Source organism: Haloferax marinisediminis, assembly GCF_009674585.1.
In the GTDB taxonomy this organism is placed as follows: domain Archaea; phylum Halobacteriota; class Halobacteria; order Halobacteriales; family Haloferacaceae; genus Haloferax; species Haloferax marinisediminis.
Genome location: NZ_WKJP01000005.1, coordinates 1 through 19,417, shown reverse-complemented (window position 1 = coordinate 19,417; position 19,417 = coordinate 1). Strand labels below are relative to the sequence as shown.

Here is a 19,417-nt window from a genome sequence, read left to right as displayed (position 1 = left end):
GGAGACCGAGGCTTTTGTCGGCTAATGGAGAACAACCTCATTTGACCATCGATTTGGGGGCTACCTTCCGGGGAATTTCATGGGTGTAGAATCAAAATCGCTCTTATCGAGAGGTAACTCTGTGGCCAACACGCTGAAAAAGTGTCATACAGACTCTCGGACTTTCGCACGAAAGCTCGTTGAGTCCGAACATTTCTAGAACGGTTTAGAACCAATAAGCAACTGCTGTAACCCCTGATTTCTATATTTTCCCACCCACGGGTGGACCCTTGCCGTCCACCGAGACTAGACGACGTACCGAACGACTGACTCCATCACCTTGCGCTCTGCTCGCCTGAGATGTTCTTCTGCGGTTCGTCGTGAAACGCCCATCTGTGTCGCGATTGCGTCGGTCCTTGTCTCTCGTGGGAGTTCGTAGTAGCCGTGTTCGTACGCTAGCTTGAGCGCCTCTCGCTGTCGACCGGTGAGTGATGGCATCGCATCGAGCGGTGCCAAGAGCGGTGCATCACCGCTGGCGAACGACACTTCTCGTTTCGACTCGACACTCACGTCGTATCCACTCTCCACGAGGTCACGGAAACACGCCGTCAGCGACGCCGCAGAGACGGCAAGCAGGCGGCACACTTTTGCACCCCGCTGGTACCGAAGTGGCGGAAGCAGGAGGACGCCGTGCCGTCGGAGATATCCCTCGATGTCGTCTATCTCGTGATGTCGGAGACAGTCTGCAGTGATGGCGACGAGTTCGTCTCCCTGTTCGATTGCCTCTTCGATACCGACGGTCTCACGCACCTGTTCGAGGACGTCCGTCCCAACTTCGTGACTCACGTGCAACAGGTCGCAGTGTTCGTTGCACCACAGTTCGATTGTCGCACTGTTCCCCGCCGTCGCGGCGGCGTACGCGCTGTCGTCTCTAATTCGGAACGTTGCCTCGTACACGTGAGACGCAACGCGCCGGTTCTATATATAAATCAACCACCTTGAGGTGGGGGAACCGATACCCGTCGTGGTCGCCAAGTGAGAGGTATGCACGACCAGCGGTCGACGACCAAGACTGACCGGCTTGGTGAACCAAGTGAACAGTGGCGCCAGTATCAGGGTGCGCCAACGGGGACGGACATCGAGTGCAAAGGCTGGCGACAGGAGGCAGCACTCCGGATGCTCAACAACAACCTCGACCCCGACGTTGCCGAACGCCCCGAGGACCTCGTCGTCTACGGCGGGACTGGACGCGCCGCCCGGTCGTGGGCCGCCTACGACGCGATTCTCACCGAGTTACGTGACCTCGAAGACGACGAAACACTGCTCGTCCAATCCGGCAAGCCGGTGGGGAAGTTCACCACGCACGAGCGCGCCCCGCGCGTACTCATCGCCAACTCCAACCTCGTCGGCCACTGGGACGACTGGGAGCACTTCCACGAGCTGGAAGCGCAGGGGAAGATAATGTACGGCCAGATGACGGCTGGGTCGTGGGCCTACATCGGCACGCAAGGAATCATCCAAGGGACGTACGAGACACTCGCCGAACTCGCCCGACAGGAGTACGACAGCGACCTGCGTGGCAAACTCGTCGTCACTGGTGGTCTCGGTGGGATGAGCGGTGCGCAACCGCTCGCGGTGACGATGAATCACGGTGTGTGCATCGCCGCCGAGGTCAAAGCAGACCGTATCCAGCGACGGGTGGACACTGACTACCTGATGGAGTTCGCCGACTCTCTCGACGAGGCGCTCGAAAAGGCCCACGAGGCCCTCGAAGCAGGTGAGCCGTACAGCGTCGGCGTGCAGATGAACGCTGCCGACATGCTCGAAGCACTCATCGCGCGCGACGAGATACCCGACGTCGTCACCGACCAGACGAGTGCCCACGACGAACTGGAGGGCTACTACCCGAGTGGGTACAGTGTCGAGGAAGCGGACCAACTCCGTGAGGACGACCCGGACGCCTACGTCGAGGCGAGTCTCGACACGATGGAACGACACGTGCAGGCCATCCTCGACCTCCAAGACCGTGGTTCGGTCGCCTTCGAGTACGGAAACAACATCCGTGGACAGGTCCAGACACACAGAGGAATGTCTCACGCGTTCGACTTCCCCGGATTCGTTCCTGCGTACATCCGTCCGATGTTCTGTCGTGGGCGTGGCCCGTTCCGGTGGGCCGCACTCTCGGGCGACCCCGAAGATATCTACCGAACTGACGAGGCGATTCGTGACCTCTTCCCAGAGAACGAGTCGCTTATGCGGTGGATAGACCTCGCACAAGAGCAGGTATCGTTCCAAGGACTCCCGTCACGGGTGTGTTGGCTTGGGTACCACACCGACGACGACGGCCTCACCGAGCGTGCTCGGTTCGCACTCGAAATCAACGACCTCGTCGCGTCCGGTGAACTCTCCGCGCCTGTCGTCGTCACGCGGGACCACCTCGACGCAGGGTCTGTCGCGAGTCCGAATCGTGAGACTGAGGCGATGCGCGATGGGACCGACGCGGTTGCAGACTGGCCCATCCTGAACGCCCTGCTCAACACGGCCGCTGGTGCAGACATCGTGTCCGTTCACGACGGCGGCGGCGTCGGCATCGGCAACTCCCTCCACAGCAACAACCACGTCGTCCTCGACGGCACCGACCTCGCGGCGAAAAAGGCCCGCGCGGTGTTCACGACTGACCCCGGGATGGGCGTCATTCGTCACGCCGACGCCGGGTACGAAGATGCTCTCGACGAAGCGGCGCAGTCGGGCGTGCACATCCCGATGCGAGAACACGACGCAGAACGAGGGAACGAATGACGGTTCGTGACCCACCCGAGTGGCAGGGAACGTCTTCGGACCCGAACGACGAGCAGTTCGGACACGTCGTCCAGCAGACGAGTCTCGAAGACGTCAGCGACTACGACGCTGTGTTCGTGGGCGAACCGTTCGATGGCGCAGTCATCGGCCGTCGCGGCGCTCGTGAGGGCCCCACTGCGATTCGGCGTGCACTGGCGTCGGTCAAGACCCACCACTTCGACGACGGCCCGATATCGACGCTCGCCGACCTCGGTGACATCTCGTTCGATAGTACACGAAACGGGGTTGCAGAGGTCCAGTCGATGGTCGCCGACGTCACAGCAGACGTTTACGAACGCGGGTCGTTCCCCGTCTTCCTCGGTGGCGACAACTCACTGACGGTCGGCAACGTCCGACCGCTCCTCGCACTCGATGCGTCGGTCGGTGTCGTGAGTTTCGATGCCCACCTCGACTGCCGGGTACCGCTCGACGGTCCGTCCAGTGGGACTCCCTACCGTCAACTGTTCGACGAGGGACTCGACCGGCTCTCCGTCGTCGGTGCGCGTCACTTCGAGACGTCGACTGCGTACGCTGACTTCTTGGGCGACGTTGGGGGCACAATCTTGACGGCCGACGAAGTGAGTCGGGACCCACTCCAGACAGCTGACTTCGCGCTCGATGCGCTGGCAACGTGCGACTTCGTCTTCGTCAGCCTCGACGTCGACGTCCTCGACCAAACTGCCGCGCCGGGTGTGAGTGCGCCTACACCCGGCGGCATCACGACTCGTGAGTTATACACGATGCTCCGCCGGGTCGCGTCCGATTCGCGTGTCATCGGATTCGAAGTCGTGGAGTGTGCGCCGCCACTCGACGACAGCGGACGAACTGTGGACGCCGCAGCGCGTGCTGTGGCCCACTTCCTCTCGGGGGTGAGGACCGATGCGTGACTCCGGGACAGAGACTGACCCTGTGGATGGTGAGAACGTGACCGTCGTCTACGGCGCGGCCGAACTGGTCGTTGGCCCGGACGACGAGACTGGCATCGTCGTTGTCGAAGATGCAGCGTTCGCCGCAGTCGATGGACGCGTCGTCGCCGTTGGTTCGACAGAAGATGTCCTCACGGAATATCCGCTCGAAGACGCAGACACCTCCATCGACGCGACTGGAAAGACAGTTCTCCCTGGCTTCGTTGACCCGCACACCCACGCACTGTTCGCCGGAGACCGGTCTGACGAATTTGTCGCGAAACTCCGCGGTGCGACGTACGAAGAGATACTCGCCGAGGGTGGTGGCATCCTCCGAACTGTCGATGCGGTTCGTGAGGCTTCCGACGACGAACTCGTGTCGAACCTCACCGACCACCTCGACGCGATGCTCGCACACGGGACGACGACAGTCGAAGTGAAGACCGGGTATGGCCTCGACACCGAGACGGAACTCCGGATGCTCGACGCAATCGCTGCCGCTGGCGACGAGCACCCACTCGATGTCATCCCGACGTTCATGGGCGCGCACGCCGTCCCGCGTGGGATGGACACCGAAGCATACGTCGACGATGTCATCTCCGACCAACTCCCTGCAGTCGCTGAACAGGGAATCGCCGAGTTCTGTGACGTGTTCTGTGAGCGAGGCGTATTCGATGCAGACCAGTCGCGGCGAATCTTAGAGGCCGGTCGTGAGTACGGACTCACACCGAAGATTCACGCCGACGAGTTCGCTGCCATCGGCGGCGCTGACGTTGCGGCCGCTGTCGGTGCGGTGAGCGCTGACCACCTGCTGCACACCGACGACTCGGGGCGAGAGACGCTCGTCGACGCGGGCGTCACGCCTGTCATGCTTCCCGGGACAGCGTTCGGACTCGGCGCAGAATACGCCGATGCTCGTGCCTTCCTCGACGCAGGCTACGAAGTCGCCCTCGCCACAGATTTCAACCCGAACTGCTTCGCTCGAAGTATGGGGTTCGTCGCCACACTCGCCAGCGTCGGTATGCGAATGACGCCACACGAGGCTATCAGAGGTATCACCAGCGCTGCCGCGAACGCACTCGGACGACCTGATGGCACCGGAACACTCACCCCCGGCAGCCTCGCCGATGCCGTCGTTCTCGACGTTCCGACCGCGACCCATCTCTCGTACCGATTCGACACGAACCCCGTTTCGACCGTCCTGAAGTCGGGGGTGGTCGTCCATGAGTGAGCAGTCACTCCCCGAAATCGTGGTCCTCGACGGTGCATCGCTGACGCCCGAAGACGTGGCCGCGGTCGCTCGACACGACGCGCCTGTCGAACTGCACACGGACGCAATCGAGCAGATGCGAGAGTCGCGCGCACGAGTCGAATCAGTCCTGGAGTCTGGCGAACCGGTCTACGGCGTCAACACGGGGTTCGGCCACCTCGTCGAGACCCACATCGACCGAAAGGACATCGAACGCCTCCAGACGAACCTCGTCAGGAGTCACTCCGCGGGTGCAGGCCGCGAACTGACCCGCTCTGAAGTCCGGTCGATGATGGTCACGCGGGCGAACACGCTTGCAAAGGGATACTCTGGAATTCGACCAACCGTCGTCGAACTTCTCGTCTCGATGTTGAACGAGGGCGTTCACCCCGCTGTCCGGTCTCGCGGCAGTCTCGGTGCGAGCGGCGACCTCGCTCCGCTGGCCCACATGGCGCTGGTACTCATCGGTGAAGGCGAAGCACACGTCGACGGCGAGCGACTCTCTGGAGCCGAAGCGTTACACGCGGTCGGATTGGAACCGGTGACGCTCAAATCCAAGGAGGGGTTGGCGCTCATCAACGGGACGCAACTCACCGTCGGCCTCGCGTCGCTGTTCGTCGTCGACGCCGAGCGAATCGTCGATGCCGCCGATGCGGCCGGCGCCCTCACGACGGAAGTCACGATGGGGACGACCGCAAACTGTGACCCTGCGATTCACGAGGTTCGACCCCACCCCGGCCAGCAAGAGAGTGCTACCGCGGTTCGCCGACTCACCGAGGGATCTACTGTCTTGGAGTCGCACAAACACTGCGAGCGAGTGCAGGACGCCTACTCGATTCGGTGCCTCCCACAGGTCAACGGTGCTGTCAGAGACGCCGTCGAACACCTGCGGGAGGCCGTCGAAATCGAACTCAACAGCGTGACCGACAACCCACTCGTCTTCCCGGCGGGCGCCGTGGACGAGCGCGCTCCGGGAACCGACGTTGCGGCCGTGGTCTCTGCGGGGAACTTCCACGGTGAACCACTGGCACTCCGGCTGGACTACGCCGCTGGTGCGCTGACAGAACTTGCTGCAATTTCGGAGCGCCGGACCGACCGGATGCTCAACCCCGACGTGCAGGAACCGTATCTCCCGCCGTTCCTGACAGAACACAGCGGTCTCCGCTCAGGGTACATGATTGCGCAGTACACGGCGGCCGCATTGCTCAACGAGTGTCGCTCGTTTGGTCGCCCATCGCTCGATTCGACACCCGTCAGTGGCGGCCAAGAAGACCACGTGAGCATGAGTGGACAGAGTGCGCTGAACGCGCGGGTCGTCGCCGAGAACGTCGCGACCATCGTTGGTGTCGAACTCCTCTGTGGTGCGCAGGCGGCCGAATTCCTCGACGACGGCTTGAAACTCGGGACCGGAACTGGTGCCGTCCGTGATGCGATTCGGACTGTCGTTCCGCCACTCGACGACGACAGACCGCTCGATGGCGAATTAGAAGAGGCCGCTGACCTCGTCCGATTCGGTGCGATTCGTGTCGCTGCCACCGAGGCGACTCAGTAACCAGCGGTTCTGGTCGGCACCAACACCATCACAACCACTACTGAGGCCCGGACGCGTCGAACATTCAGCCAGCGAAGTTGGGATACTGGCGGTTACCAGAGCTGAATCGCGGGCGTGCCGCAATCGTCACAGATGACCGCATCGTTCCCTTTGTACGTGCTCTCGACGAGGTCGCCATCGCAGTACACACATTCGTCGTCGCCGAGCTTTTTGAGAAGTACGCCTGATTGAGACATACCGAACCTACTCGACTCTACCACTATGAATATTGTCACCGCACGAGATATTGTTCACGATTAACGCGTCTGCGCCGCTCACACGTACTGTCGCACCGCGACCACCGGTTACACGCCGACCGAACTGAGCAGTCGTGCAACGTCGACGTTGGACCCGACGAGTGTCGCCGTCCGTTCGTACGGGTCTCTCGAAACACTGTCTGCTTGCACAGGACGCTCTCTCCCTGCGTACTCGTACACTGCATCCACGAACCCTTCCCGAGGTGCCTCGTTGGCGAACAAGTCGTGGATGTACGTTCCAGCGAGCCGCCCAACTGCGGCCCCGTCGCCAGTGATTTCGGTTGCATCACCCACGATTCGCGTCGAACCTTGGTGTATCTCGTAGCCGTCGACTGGTCCAGAGACGCCAGCGAGTGGTCCGGCCCCCTCGAACTCGACCGAGACTGCTTCGACGCGCTTCTCCAGCGAGAACGTCGTGACTGTTGGGAGGTAGCCAAGCGCCTCGACCGTCTCTTCTCCACGTGTTCCTTCGATGTCGGCGTGTTCGATTCGTTCCCCGAGGAGTTGGTATCCGCCACAGATGCCGACGATTGGGCCGTCGAAGTCGGCGAGTTCGTCGTCGAATCCAGACGCACGAAGTTCGAGCAGGTCGTCGACGGTGTTCTTGCTCCCGGGGAGGACGACGCCATCGACGTCTGCGAGTGAGGCATCGAGTGGGAGATAGGAGACTCGAACACCCGGTGTTTCGGCGAGCGGTTGGAAGTCTGTCGCGTTCGAGATGTGTGGGAGGCGCAGGACGCCGATCGTGACCGATTGAGAGTCGGAGACTCCGTCGTCGGCACCGACTGTCGCGTGCTCGCCTTTCGATGGCAGCGAGAGACTGTCTTCTTCTGGGAGTCCAGGGTCGTCGTACGGGATGACACCGAGGACGGGGACACCGGTTCGTTGTTCGAAGGCATCGAGTCCCGATTCGAGGAGGGCTGGGTCTCCGCGGAACTTCGTGATGACCGCTCCGACGACACGCTGTCGAAGGTCGTCTGGGAGGAGTTCGAGCGTCCCGACGAGACTGGCGAAGACACCTCCGCGCTCGATGTCGGCGACGAGGAGAATCTTCGCGTCGGCGAACCGTGCCGTCTCGACGTTGGCCAAATCGCGGTCGTGGAGGTTTATCTCGGCAATCGAGCCTGCACCCTCGGCGACGATGATGTCTGCCCGCTCGGTGAGTCGCTGGTGTGACTCCTGTGCGGCGTCTCTGGCGTCGTGCCAGTGGTCGGCGTAGTAGTCACCGGCGGCGTTGACGCTCACTGCCCGCCCTTGGACGACGAGTTGCGAGGTCCCATCTCCGTGTGGCTTGAGAAGCACCGGATTGTGGTCGGTCGTTGGTACGACGCCTGCGGCACGGGCCTGGACGTACTGCGAGACACCGATTTCTCCGAATCCATCGCCGTCGTGACGTGCGACTGCACGCGCGTTGTTACTCATGTTCTGTGCCTTGAACGGGGCGACGGTGAGGCCGCGGGTAGCGAGGAGTCGACAGAGCCCGGCTGCGACGGTACTCTTTCCGACGTGACTCGCGGTTCCGGCGACGAGGAGGGTCGGCGTCGTCATTCATCGTCGTTCACGCGCTGTCGGTTCAAAGGTGTTGAGTTCGGTCGCGCACCTCACGTACTCCTGCTGTTCGAATCGACTGCCCCCGCTATATTTTGGTCCTACTCTTGGCCCGTTGAAATGTTGCCGCAAGTGGTGCGTTTAGTTGCCTCCACGTCCCGGTCTATCACGAATGAAAAAACAGTTACTCGTGACGGACTTCCTCGACCGTGCACGAACGTACTACGGCGACTACGAAGCCATCGTTGGAACCAACGGTGAGCGCTTCACGTACAGTGAGTTTGGCGAGCGCGTCGACCGGTTCTCTGCGGCGTTGCAGTCTCGTGGAATCGGAAAAGCCGACCGTGTTGCCGTGTTGGACCCGAACACGCACTACCACCTCGAAGCCGCGTTTGGCTCGATGCAGTCTGGTGCGATACACGTCCCGCTGAACTATCGACTCACGCCAGACGACTACGAGTACCTGCTTTCTGACTCTGGGTCGGAAGTCGTCTACGCCGACTACCAGTACGCGAGCAAAATCGAGGCAGTGCGCGACGACGTGCCGACAGAGGTGTTCGTGACCAACGACCCCGCCGCCGTCGACGGTGAGTGGATTGGGTTCGAGGAGTTCATCGACGACGTCGACGCGGACGACTACGAGCGTCCCGAGATGTCCGAAGACGACATCATCACGATCAACTACACGTCGGGGACGACGGGTGACCCGAAGGGTGTCTGTCGGACGCACCGTACCGAGTCGCTGCACGCCCAACTGGTGACGATTCACCACCACATCAGCGACGACGACGTCTACCTCTGGACGCTTCCGATGTTCCACGTCAACGGGTGGGGTCACATCTACGCCATCACCGGTCGTGGTGCCAAACACGTCTGTACGCGTGGTGTCGACGCCGAACAGGTGTTCGACGCGATTACCGAGGAGGACGTGTCGTTCTTCTGTTGTGCGCCGACCGTGCTCTCGATTCTGCGGGAGTACGCCGAAGAGAACGACCCTGCGTACACCGGAGCCAACCCGATTCGCGTGACTGCTGCCGGGAGTGCAGCACCGAGTGCGACGATTCGCTACACAGAAACCGAGTTCGGGTGGGAGTTCACTCAACTCTACGGCGCCACCGAGACGGGGCCGCTCATCGCCACGTCCGATGCTCGTCGACTGATTCCGGACGAGGGCGGCCTCCGATTCTCACTGAAGCAGCGGCAGGGTGTCGCACCGCTTGGGACGGACCTCTGTGTCGTCGACGAAGATGGGAACGAAGTCCCACGAGACGACACCACCATCGGCGAAGTCGTCGTGCGCGGTAATCAGGTGATGGAAGAGTACTGGAACAAGCCTGAAGAGACCGACGAAGCGCTCAACGACCGTCGCGAAGGCTGGTACCACACTGGCGACCTCGCCGTCGTCAACGAAGACGGCATGATTGCGATCAAGGACCGCAAGAAGGATATCATCATCTCCGGTGGCGAGAACATCTCGTCTGTCGAACTCGAAGACACGCTGTTCGACCACGATGCCATCGGCGACGTTGCGGTCATCCCTGCACCGTCAGAGAAGTGGGGTGAGACGCCGAAGGCGTTCGTCGTGCCGGCGAACGGCGACGTCGAAAACCCGGGTGTCACCGCCGAGGAACTGACCGAGTACACGCGTGACCGCCTCGCGGGCTACAAAGTCATCCGTGAGTTCGAGTTCGTCGAAGACATTCCGAAGACAGCGACTGGGAAGATTCAGAAGTACGAACTTCGCAAGCGCGAGTGGGACGACGAAGACCAGATGGTCGGACAGGGATAGGCGCACGTCGAGGCTCTGGGTGGACTGTCTGCCACCGACTGTGGAGTCCTCTAAACAACCAACTCCCAGATTTCAATCGGACCGGGTTTCGCTTTACTCCAACTCTGACTCTCACTGGAGTCAGATGCCGTAGCTTTCGCCAACGAACACTGTGGGAGCGTGTATCGAGAAACAGACATTTTTCGTGAGCTCATCGCTCGACACTAATCTAGAATAGTGGGATATACATTAACTAGCATGGTGTGTAGCGGTTTTCACACTCTCGTTTTCGCTGATTCTCAATTCCCTGGATTCGGAAATCAGACGCTCTTTATATTCTCTTGGCAGTCGATTGTTGAATTGTAAGGTGAATTAAAATGGCCGCAACTGGACAAATTGAAATATTCGGCAACAGAATGGACTTCGACTACTCGCAGGGTGCGACGGGCTACGTGCTCGTCCTCGTCCGTCTCATCACGGGCTACTGGTTCCTCAACGCAGGGATGGGTAAGTACCTTGCACCAGAACCGTTCAGCGCCGCTGGCTGGCTGGCGAACTCGACGGGACCCATCAGTGGCTTCCTCGCGTGGGCCGCCGCGACTCCGTGGATGCTCGAATTCACGAACTTCATGATTCCGCTCGGCCAGACCCTCATCGGCCTCGGCATCCTCATCGGCGCACTCACCCGGCTTGCCGCCTTCTTCGGTGGCTTCCTGATGGTGTTCTTCTACCTGGGGAACGCCGACTGGGGACACGGCATGGTCAACGGTGACCTCTTCGGCCTCATGATGTTCGCCCTCATCGGCACCCTCGCCATGGGCCGCATCCTCGGCCTCGACGCCATCATCGAGAAGACGGAGTTCGTCCGACAACGCCCCGCCCTCAAATACATCCTCGGCTGAGGAGGATGTTGCGACACTCCTCTCGCGGTCTTTCGTTGAGGATTGCGCGCGCTGAACACGACGAACGACGTGCTGACACTTCTTCTGGAACACTTCTGATGCACACAGTGTGATGTCTGTGTAGGATTGTCCATTCTAAACAATACTGTTAAGGTAGACGGGTGAGTACGAACGCGTACATGTCCGAACCGGAAATCGTAGCTGACGAACCCATCCACGTCGACTCTGTCGAACACTTCAAAGCCGTCGTCGACCGCGAGGGCGTCGTTCTCGTCGACTTCTACGCCGACTGGTGTGGGCCGTGTAAGATGCTCGAACCCATCGTCGAGACGCTCGCAGCAGAGACTGATGCTGTCGTGGCGAAAGTCGATATCGACGAATTCCAGCAACTCGCCGGCGCCTATCAAGTACAGAGCGTCCCCAACGTCGTGTTCTTCGCCGATGGCGAACCGAAAAAGCGCGTCGTCGGCATGCGCGGTGAAGACGTTCTCCGCTCGGTCATCGAAGACCTCTCTTCCTAGATATACGTCGGTTTCCGCCCCCGGATTCGACGTTGCTCTTGTAGAATAGGGGCAATATATTAACGGCTCCTCCGAGAACAACTGGGTATGGACCCGATTGTCATCGTCGGTGGTGATGCTGCTGGGATGAGTGCGGCAGCGAAGTTCAAGCGTGAACACCCCGACAGGGATGTCGTCGTCCTGGAGAAGGGCGAATACGTCTCATACGCCGCGTGCGGGATGCCGTACTACGTCAAAGGCGCTGTCGAGGAGTTCGACGACCTCATCCAGGTCACCCCCGAGGAGTTCATCGAAGACCGCGACATCGACCTTCGCTTGCACCACGAAGTCGTCGCTATCGACACGGACGCCCACGAAGTGACCGCTGAGACCCCCGACGGAGAGGTCACACTGACCTACGACCAACTACTTCTCGGGACCGGGGCTCGAGCAATCGAACCACCGTTCGAGGGGATGGACCTCGACGGCGTTCACACACTTCACAGCCTCGACAGTGCGAAAGCCGTCCACGACCTGATGGAAGGCAACTCTCTCTCGGCCGTTGGCATCGTCGGTGGTGGCTACGTCGGTATCGAGATGGCCGAAGCGTTCGCCGAACACGACGTCGACGTCCACCTCTTCGAGATGCTCCCGCACGTTCTCGCCCCGTTCGGTGAGATGGTCTCTGAGAAGGTAGAAGAACACATGCGCGAGAAGGGAATCGACCTCCACCTCGACACGGCCGTAGATGGGTTTACTGGCGATAGTGGTCGGCTCACAGGTGTCGTCGTCGGTGACGAAACGGTCGATGTCGGCCTCGCCCTCGTCGCCGTCGGTGTGACGCCGAACGCCGAACTCGCCGACGAGGCTGGTATCGAACTCGGTGAGACCGGTGCCATCGCAACTGACGAGCACGGCCGAACGAGCGCCGAGGATGTCTTCGCCGCTGGTGACTGCGCCGAGGCGCGACACGTCGTCACCGGAGAACCGGCGTACGTCCCTCTCGCACTCACTGCGAACCGGGCCGGCCGGGCGATCGGACAGACCATGGCCGGCGACGAGACGCCTGTGGGTGATATCGCTGGGACGGCCGTCGTAAAGGCGTTCGACCTCGAAGTGGCACGGACGGGGATCATCGACGAAGCGGAAGCCCGCGATGCTGGATTCGACCCAGTGAGCGTCACTATCACTGGCTCCTCACGGGCACACTACTACCCCGGTGCGAAACCGATTCACCTCACGATGGTCGGCGACCGCGACTCGAAGCGGGTCCTCGGTGCAGCGATGGTCGGCCGTGAGGGCGTCTCCAAGCGTATCGACACCGTCGCTGCCGCGTTACACACAGAGACCACTGTCGGCGAACTCGAATACTTCGACCTGGCGTACGCACCACCGTTCAGTCCGACGTGGGACCCCGTTCTCACAACCGCAAAAGTACTCGGCGGGAAACTCGACTGACCGTTCGATTCCCCCACTGAGATAGTCGCTCGTCTTCGTCTGGGGGAGTTCTCACACAGACTGGTATTTAATCCGTATATCTATCACGATTTTTATAAATGAAGTTTGTAACGGTGAAACGAGATGGGTGGGCAAGACGACCAGTCGGCCGATTCGATGGGACGGAGACGGTCCGATAACACCGAACCGTCGTCACTCGACCTCGATGAGACGAGTCTGTTCGGTCCACTCGCAACGGCCGTGACTGATGGGGTGGTCACCGCCGACGAGGACGACCGAATCGTCTTCGCGAACCCTGCAGTCGAATCACTCCTCGGATGGTCGCCCAGCGAGATTGTTGGGAGGTCGATATGGTCGTTGCTTCCCGACGAGTGGCGCTGCGAAGATGCAGGCCTGTTCACGAGAACACTCGATGTCGGAGCAGACTCCGTCGGGGTCGACTCCACCGTCGCGGTCCCGCTCAGACATCACGATGGGCACGACGTACAGACGACAGTTCGCGTCCAAGAGCACGCATACGAGGGTGAGAGACTGGTCACTCTCGTCATTACGGATGTTGCAGAGACTTCGGCGGACCTCGTCTCTCGCCTCGAAGCGGAGGCAGCGCTCGAACGTGAGCGAGCAGTGTTCGACCGCTTACTCGAGACGATTCCCGCCGGAACCATGGTGACGAACTCCGACGGTGAGATAACGCGAATCAACAGTCGTGCCGAGCGTGCGCTCGGAGTGTCGGATTCGAACCCACTCGGCAAGCGATACACCGACCTGGAATTACACATTCACGACGAAGACGGCGACCCCATCCCGGTCGACGACCACGTTGTCATGCGAGTGTTCGAGACCGGGGAACCGGTGGTCGGTGCCGAGTTCGGACTCGTGGGCCCGGACGGGTCAGAGCGGTGGCTTTCGATGAACTGTGCTCCCGTCGTAGCCCCAGACGGCACTGTCCAAGAGGCAATCACCGTTGCTCGCGACGTAACCGAGCAGAAGCAACACGAGCGACAACTGCAGGCGTTTCGGAAGGCGGTCGAACAGGCAGGTCACTCGGTGTACCTCACAGACACGGACGGGATACTCGAGTACGTCAACCCCGCCTTCGAGGAACTCACCGGCTACGACGCGACCGAGGCGGTTGGCAACCCTCCGAGTATTCTGACCGCCGATGAACACGACGACGCGTTCTACGACGACCTCTGGCAGACGGTTCTCTCGGGGAAGGTGTGGCACGGAGAGGTCACGAACCGACGGAAGTCGGGAGAACGCTACACCGTCAACCAGACGATTGCACCCGTCGTCGACGAACACGGCGAAATCGACCGTTTCGTCGCTGTGAACGCAGATATCACGGAACAGAAACGGCGAGAAGAGACGCTCGAACGACACCGAAACAAACTCGAACGAATCCAACAGGTGACCGAGAGTCTTCGACCGCTCAACCGAGAACTCGCCCGTGCCTCGACCCGGGAAGAGGTTAGACGACTCGTCTGTGAGCAGTTGGCGCTCTCGGATGCGTACCAGTTTGCCTGGTACGGGGAGTTGAACCCGGCGGTTGGTCGGGTGATTCCCGCCGACTGGGCCGGTGTCGATTCGGACTTCGTCGACCAGTTCGACGTCTCTGGACTCACCAGCGAGTCGTCGTGGCATCCATTCGCCCAAGCCGTCCACTCTCAGGCGGTACAGGCGGAACAAAACGTACTCGGGAGTCACGAGGAGTCGGACCGGCGCGGGGACGCACTCCGCTGGGGATACCAGTCGATGGCCGCAGTTCCTATCGGGTACGGAGGGACCGTTTACGGCGTGGTCGGCGTATACACGAGCCGGACAGCGGCGTTCGACGAGAACGAGCGCGCGCTCCTCGGTGAACTCGGCAACCGAATCGGTCACGCGATGAACGCAATCGAGAACAAACACCTCCTCTACACGGATACGGTCACCGAACTGAGTTTCCAGTCTGAAGACCCAGATTCGGTGTTCAACGACCTCACCGACGACCTCGACTGTCGATTGGTCATCGAGACGATTACTCCCGCACGGGACGACGGATACGTCTGCTACGTGCGTGTCGAAGGTGTCGACGTGGCAGCGGTCTGTGACCGACTCGCCTCCGGGCCTGCAGAACTGTGTCCACGAGTCGTCGATGACGGTGACTCGGCGGGATTGCTAGAGTGTACCATCCGAACTGCACCGTCAGCGACACTCCTCGACTACGGTGCGACCGTTCGCTCTGTCGTCGTCGACGAGGGACAGACGACTGTCGTCGGTGAGGTGGCACCAGAGGCAGATGTACGTGAAATCGTCGCCGGGATGATGGGACATGCCGAGACGACGCTCGTCGCAAAGCGGACAGTCGACCGGCAAGTGTCGACGCTCACTGCCACTCGTGAGACGTTGGACGACCTGCTGACGGCACGTCAACTGGAGGTACTCGAACTGGCGTACCACGCGGGGTACTTCGAATCGCCCAGACTTTCGACTGGTGACGACCTCGCCCGAGTCATGGGCATCTCGTCGCCGACGTTCTACCTCCACGTCCGTAAGGCGACGCGACGAGTGCTCGATAGCCTGCTGAACGAACGGTCGTTAGGCTGAACTGGGGGTGTTGGCGTGGGCGACGGCTAACTAGTAGACTAGTGTGGTAAGTTACCTGTCTCGACAGTGTCCTCTCTGTATGGTCGGACGGCGTCTCGGTGCGGAGTCGGACACGGTTGACTTGGTCACTGCGGTGGTCGATGCCGAGACCAATCACTCGGTAGAGTCGGACTTCGAACTTCCCGGGGCAGTTCTCGAATGGAGTCACCAGCACGAACACAGTCGGTGTTGGTCTGCACGTACTCGACAGGAGCTATCGTGACGTACGATATTCGCTGTACAGTGTGTCCGTACACGAAGACAGCAGTCGATTTGTCGATGGCCCTCTCGCTGGAATCCGCCCATCTCGCCGAGGTGGGCCGTGACCACGCTGTCGATATCATTCTTCGTCGCTAGCGGCAGTCAGACGGGCAGTCTGTCGACTCTCCCACCCCCACCGTTGGACTGGCTGTGTTCTGCCACCGAATCTACAAACAAAATTGGTGGCGTGAATCCAAACTAGCTATCTAGCGGCCCATCTCGCTCAGAGAGGCTAGACTACTAGCAATGTCATTTGTGTGTACTGCGTGTCTCTCTCTGGGTGCCACCAACGCGTGGCAGGTGGTGAGGATGGTGCCGAACACTCGGCAGTCGTCGATACGAGAACATGTGGTGGTGGTCTCGTCTCGCGTTTGCTCACTCGTCTGTCCACGCCATGGGGGTGTAACAAGGTGTACCCGATGAGAACGTGTAATCGCTGTGGACAGTACGTATCGGTGGATTTCGCTCGCGTGTTCGGCACGAACGACAACCAGGTGTTCGCGTGCCCAGAATGTGCGACGATGAGCGAGATTACAGAGATGGGCGCTGCTGCTGGGCGTGGACCGTACGGTCACGTCTGAGAACAACGAGGCGATGAACGGCTCGCCGAGTGGTGTTGCAGTTCCCCCCTTTCGACTGTTTTGGATCGGTCTCGGCAGTTCGCCGACGAAGACGGTGACTCCGACTACTTTCGGTCGAGTCGAGAGAGCCCATGCCAGATGGCTTCGATGAGTCGCGCTTCGCCTGTCCCGTTTGCATCGTCCCAGCCACGGGCGATTGCGTCTTCGAGGACGACGAGCGAGTGGTTCTCGAAGTTGTTCATCCCACGGAACGATTCGAGCGCGTCGACGGCTGCGTCGTCGAACTCGCCAGTCGGCGTCTCGTCGTAGAAGTCGAGTTCCGCGAGTGTCTCACAGACCGCTTCTGCGGTGTCGCCCGAGAGTGACACTGTCTCGTCGGGTTCTTCGCGTTCGAGGAGCGTGATGTCGTAGAGCTTGAACACACGTTCGAGTTCGTCTATCGGGTGCTCGTGGTCGTCGACGCGGACGTCGACCCAGCGGTCGTTGCCACCGTCGTACCCGCCTTCTGGTTTGGCGATGTACATCGCGGCGGACTGTTCACCGCGTTTGTCTCCTCCAGCCTCGTTTCCGGCGTGAAGGGCGGCGAGGAGGCGCTCAGGCAATCCGCCCTCGGTCGTCTCGAAGGCGTCGGCCATCGCTTCGAGCGTCTCGTAATTTTCGAGGATGTTCCCCTGGACCGTATAGTTCTCACCCTGAATATCGCCGGCGACGTCGAAACACTCGTCGCCAGTGAACGCGGCTACATTCCCGTCTTGGCCGACGACACCAACCTGTCTGCTCTCGGCCTCGTCGTCGGATTCGGTGAGCAGTTCGACGACCTCTGCAGCGTCGTGACCGTCCCGAAGAAGGTCGAGTCCGTCGGGGCCGTACGCGACGTTCGCGAAACTCTGTGTCGCGATAGCGCCCGCGTCGGCACTCACGAACGGGACGACCGACCCGACGCTGATGAACTTCGATTGGACGGCGACGCCGACGGCGTTCTGGGCTGGGTCACGAGCGACGATAGAGAAGGTCGATGGACGTGGAGTCATTAGCGTGAGCGTCTCGCTGTGTCTGGATAAGAGTTGACCTCTCGGCGGTAGAGGTGGCCGACTCTCGACGAGACGGTAGTCCGTCGTTCTGAACGACCACAAAGTACTTTCAACGAGACTACAATTCGGCAGCATGGCGTCTCAGGGACTCATTCGAGGTATCTTGGTAACCCTGTATCTCCTGTTCGTTCTCCTCGGTGCAGGGGTCGGTATCTGGAACTATCAGGCGGTCCAGTCCTGCCACGAATTGTACGACGAAGACCAGACGGTCGTCGTCGAGTGTGAAGACTCGTTTACCGACATCGTTCGAGCTCTGTCTATTCTCGGGATCGGGACGGGAGGTGTTGGACTCGCGTTGGTTCTCTATCGTCAGTACAATTGAGCGCAACTACTCAGAATAGTATCAGTATATTCAAATATACATATACTGGCCTATGCTATCGTTCTACAGTTTTGAGTGTGCGTGAAAACGCGTTGAAAGGCACTATAAGTCCACAATTTTTACAAATTGTAAAAATTGTATAGTTGTCTATTGTGTTTGAAAAGACTCAGTTACCTAACTGTGACAAATATAAAATATATCTGTGACGCCCTAATTCGATACCCCGTTCGAAACTCGAAATTCGAACCGAGCAGTGCCGATTGCTCAGTGGTCGATGACGGTTATCTCTTCGACCGGCCACTGGCTGAGGAGTTCGACGCCGTCGTCGCGGACGACGACCATCTCTTCGACGCGCACACCCTGTCGGCCAGCGGGTTCCTGCGTCTCGACTGCCATCGTCATTCCCTCCTCGATCTCGATGGGGTGGTCTGGCGAGAGTCCACGCCAGATGAGCGGGACTTCGTACAGTTGGAGGCCGAGTCCGTGTGCCCAGTGGTTCGTCGTCATCTGCCAGTGCTCGTCGGCACCGTACCAGTCTGCGTGCTCACCCTCCATGTCGGGGAACGCCATCGCAATCTCGTCGGTAGTCTTCCCCGGTTCAATTTCGTCGAGGACGGCGTAGAGGTTGTCACGAGCGGTGTCGTAGGCGTCTTTCTGTTCTTGGGTCGGTTCGCCCATCGAGAACGTCCGATAGTAGCACGAGCGGTAGCCGAGGTAGCCGATGTTGTAGAAGTCGGCGTAGACGAGGTCTCCGGGGCGAATCATTCGGTCGGTGGTGTTCGCCTGATGTTTGGGCCACGTGTTCGGCCCCGAGGTAATGTACCCACCTTGTGCCATCGCACCGTGTCGCCAGAGTTCGCGGACGGCGTCGCCCCACACCTCTGACTCGCGCTTGCCCGGTTTCGCGTTGTCGACGATAGCTTGGAATCCTGCTTCGCAGATGGCAGCGACCTGCCGAAGACACTCGATTTCGTCTTCAGTCTTCGTCTTGCGGGCGTCTTCCATCACACGCGCGGTCTCGGCGGGACGAACGTCGATGCCCTCCGACTCGAACGCGTTGAGGAGTCCTGTGTGGCCTGAATCGATGCCCATTGGCTCGTTCGACAGGTCGTACTCGTCGAGCGCATCGACGACGGTCTGCGCCATCTTGTCGATGAGGAACGACCGGGCCGAATCGCGACCGGACGCTCGCGGAACGTTCCCCAGTCCGGGACAGGCGTAGCGAATGTCGTTCAACCACGGGCAGTTGTACTTCTGGTTGCTCGCGTGGTCTGCGGTGTCCCAGTGGACGACGTTTCCGTCCTCCATGAGGAGTGAGTAGTGGTCCGCACCAGACCCGCCGGTCATCGCCAGACCGGTCACGTAGCGGATGTTTGGGTCGTCGATGAGGAGCATACTGCTGAGTCCAGCATCACGCATGCGCTTCAAGGCCCGGTTTTTGCGTTCTTCGCGCATTCGCTTCACGTCGATTCGTTGTTCCCAGTCGACGGCCATCGTGCCGCGGGTTCCACTCATGAACTCCCGCTCGTGGAAAGGCAT

16 protein-coding genes are annotated in these 19,417 nt (G+C 60.4%); 11 read left to right on the top strand and 5 right to left on the bottom strand.

Annotated features, from left to right (window positions below):
• Positions 1 to 285: 285 nt before the first annotated feature.
• The gene (locus tag GJR98_RS18020) at positions 286 to 936 is read right to left on the bottom strand and encodes a helix-turn-helix domain-containing protein (protein ID WP_151139722.1); all 651 of its coding nucleotides are present in this window, start codon (positions 934 to 936) and stop codon (positions 286 to 288) included.
• A gap of 87 nt (positions 937 to 1,023) precedes the next feature.
• Between GJR98_RS18020 and hutU the strand changes: the two genes are divergently transcribed.
• Genes hutU through hutH form a run of 4 tightly spaced genes read left to right on the top strand, consistent with a single transcriptional unit; the run spans position 1,024 to position 6,523 of the window.
• A complete protein-coding gene (gene hutU / locus GJR98_RS15885) occupies positions 1,024 to 2,778 on the top strand; it encodes a urocanate hydratase (protein ID WP_151139721.1) in 1,755 nt (584 codons plus the stop codon).
• Complete coding sequence (gene hutG / locus GJR98_RS15880; protein WP_151139720.1) at positions 2,775 to 3,704, top strand: formimidoylglutamase; 930 nt, start codon at positions 2,775 to 2,777, stop codon at positions 3,702 to 3,704. The genes hutU and hutG overlap by 4 nt, the downstream gene beginning before the upstream one ends.
• Entirely contained in the window at positions 3,697 to 4,953 is a 1,257-nt protein-coding gene (hutI, locus tag GJR98_RS15875; protein ID WP_151139719.1) for an imidazolonepropionase, read from the top strand. Before hutG ends, hutI begins: the two co-directional genes overlap by 8 nt.
• On the top strand, positions 4,946 to 6,523 hold the full coding sequence (hutH, locus tag GJR98_RS15870; protein WP_151139718.1) for a histidine ammonia-lyase: 1,578 nt from the start codon (positions 4,946 to 4,948) through the stop codon (positions 6,521 to 6,523). Before hutI ends, hutH begins: the two co-directional genes overlap by 8 nt.
• 92 nt (positions 6,524 to 6,615) lie before the next feature.
• Here the strand turns inward: hutH and GJR98_RS17565 are convergent, their stop codons facing one another.
• Positions 6,616 to 6,759, bottom strand: a complete 144-nt coding sequence (locus GJR98_RS17565) for an HVO_A0556 family zinc finger protein (RefSeq protein ID WP_191965514.1) — start codon at positions 6,757 to 6,759, stop codon at positions 6,616 to 6,618.
• 108 nt (positions 6,760 to 6,867) lie between these two features.
• Entirely contained in the window at positions 6,868 to 8,367 is a 1,500-nt protein-coding gene (locus GJR98_RS15865) for a cobyric acid synthase (RefSeq protein WP_151139717.1), read from the bottom strand.
• Between the two features lie 172 nt (positions 8,368 to 8,539).
• Here GJR98_RS15865 and GJR98_RS15860 point away from each other — a divergent pair, with 172 nt between their 5' ends.
• The 6 genes from GJR98_RS15860 (at position 8,540) to GJR98_RS17880 (ending at position 16,465) form a co-directional block, all read left to right on the top strand.
• Positions 8,540 to 10,156: a long-chain-fatty-acid--CoA ligase gene (locus tag GJR98_RS15860; RefSeq protein WP_151139716.1), complete on the top strand. Its 1,617-nt coding sequence runs from the start codon at positions 8,540 to 8,542 to the stop codon at positions 10,154 to 10,156.
• A gap of 356 nt (positions 10,157 to 10,512) precedes the next feature.
• The gene (locus GJR98_RS15855) at positions 10,513 to 11,037 is read left to right on the top strand and encodes a DoxX family protein (RefSeq protein ID WP_151139715.1); all 525 of its coding nucleotides are present in this window, start codon (positions 10,513 to 10,515) and stop codon (positions 11,035 to 11,037) included.
• A gap of 179 nt (positions 11,038 to 11,216) precedes the next feature.
• Entirely contained in the window at positions 11,217 to 11,558 is a 342-nt protein-coding gene (trxA, locus tag GJR98_RS15850; protein WP_151139714.1) for a thioredoxin, read from the top strand.
• An 87-nt stretch (positions 11,559 to 11,645) separates the two neighbouring features.
• Positions 11,646 to 12,995 (top strand): FAD-dependent oxidoreductase, encoded by a 1,350-nt coding sequence (locus GJR98_RS15845; protein WP_151139713.1) that lies wholly within the window; start codon positions 11,646 to 11,648, stop codon positions 12,993 to 12,995.
• Positions 12,996 to 13,118: 123 nt separating this feature from the next.
• Positions 13,119 to 15,584, top strand: a complete 2,466-nt coding sequence (locus GJR98_RS15840) for a PAS domain S-box protein (protein ID WP_151139712.1) — start codon at positions 13,119 to 13,121, stop codon at positions 15,582 to 15,584.
• Positions 15,585 to 16,303: 719 nt separating this feature from the next.
• On the top strand, positions 16,304 to 16,465 hold the full coding sequence (locus GJR98_RS17880; protein WP_191965513.1) for a DUF7563 family protein: 162 nt from the start codon (positions 16,304 to 16,306) through the stop codon (positions 16,463 to 16,465).
• A 104-nt stretch (positions 16,466 to 16,569) separates the two neighbouring features.
• On the opposite strand, the gene GJR98_RS15835 is transcribed toward GJR98_RS17880, so the two are convergent.
• Positions 16,570 to 17,496, bottom strand: a complete 927-nt coding sequence (locus tag GJR98_RS15835) for a DUF1028 domain-containing protein (RefSeq protein WP_151139711.1) — start codon at positions 17,494 to 17,496, stop codon at positions 16,570 to 16,572.
• Positions 17,497 to 17,629: 133 nt separating this feature from the next.
• Here GJR98_RS15835 and GJR98_RS15830 point away from each other — a divergent pair, with 133 nt between their 5' ends.
• Positions 17,630 to 17,878: a hypothetical protein gene (locus tag GJR98_RS15830; RefSeq protein ID WP_151139710.1), complete on the top strand. Its 249-nt coding sequence runs from the start codon at positions 17,630 to 17,632 to the stop codon at positions 17,876 to 17,878.
• A gap of 264 nt (positions 17,879 to 18,142) precedes the next feature.
• Here GJR98_RS15830 and GJR98_RS15825 read toward each other — a convergent pair whose 3' ends face one another.
• Positions 18,143 to 19,393, bottom strand: a complete 1,251-nt coding sequence (locus GJR98_RS15825) for a M24 family metallopeptidase (RefSeq protein ID WP_151139709.1) — start codon at positions 19,391 to 19,393, stop codon at positions 18,143 to 18,145.
• Between the last annotated feature and the right edge of the window lie 24 nt (positions 19,394 to 19,417).

What these genes read in the sequence shown, in the direction of transcription:
- hutU (WP_151139721.1), top strand. Translation starts at nt 1,024, where the DNA reads ATGCACGACCAGCGGTCGACGACCAAGACTGACCGGCTTGGTGAACCA.
- hutG (WP_151139720.1), top strand. Translation starts at nt 2,775, where the DNA reads ATGACGGTTCGTGACCCACCCGAGTGGCAGGGAACGTCTTCGGACCCG.
- hutI (WP_151139719.1), top strand. Translation starts at nt 3,697, where the DNA reads ATGCGTGACTCCGGGACAGAGACTGACCCTGTGGATGGTGAGAACGTG.
- hutH (WP_151139718.1), top strand. Translation starts at nt 4,946, where the DNA reads ATGAGTGAGCAGTCACTCCCCGAAATCGTGGTCCTCGACGGTGCATCG.
- GJR98_RS17565 (WP_191965514.1), bottom strand. Translation starts at nt 6,759, where the DNA reads ATGTCTCAATCAGGCGTACTTCTCAAAAAGCTCGGCGACGACGAATGT.
- GJR98_RS15865 (WP_151139717.1), bottom strand. Translation starts at nt 8,367, where the DNA reads ATGACGACGCCGACCCTCCTCGTCGCCGGAACCGCGAGTCACGTCGGA.
- GJR98_RS15860 (WP_151139716.1), top strand. Translation starts at nt 8,540, where the DNA reads ATGAAAAAACAGTTACTCGTGACGGACTTCCTCGACCGTGCACGAACG.
- GJR98_RS15855 (WP_151139715.1), top strand. Translation starts at nt 10,513, where the DNA reads ATGGCCGCAACTGGACAAATTGAAATATTCGGCAACAGAATGGACTTC.
- trxA (WP_151139714.1), top strand. Translation starts at nt 11,217, where the DNA reads ATGTCCGAACCGGAAATCGTAGCTGACGAACCCATCCACGTCGACTCT.
- GJR98_RS15845 (WP_151139713.1), top strand. Translation starts at nt 11,646, where the DNA reads ATGGACCCGATTGTCATCGTCGGTGGTGATGCTGCTGGGATGAGTGCG.
- GJR98_RS15840 (WP_151139712.1), top strand. Translation starts at nt 13,119, where the DNA reads ATGGGTGGGCAAGACGACCAGTCGGCCGATTCGATGGGACGGAGACGG.
- GJR98_RS17880 (WP_191965513.1), top strand. Translation starts at nt 16,304, where the DNA reads ATGAGAACGTGTAATCGCTGTGGACAGTACGTATCGGTGGATTTCGCT.
- GJR98_RS15835 (WP_151139711.1), bottom strand. Translation starts at nt 17,496, where the DNA reads ATGACTCCACGTCCATCGACCTTCTCTATCGTCGCTCGTGACCCAGCC.
- GJR98_RS15830 (WP_151139710.1), top strand. Translation starts at nt 17,630, where the DNA reads ATGGCGTCTCAGGGACTCATTCGAGGTATCTTGGTAACCCTGTATCTC.
- GJR98_RS15825 (WP_151139709.1), bottom strand. Translation starts at nt 19,393, where the DNA reads ATGAGTGGAACCCGCGGCACGATGGCCGTCGACTGGGAACAACGAATC.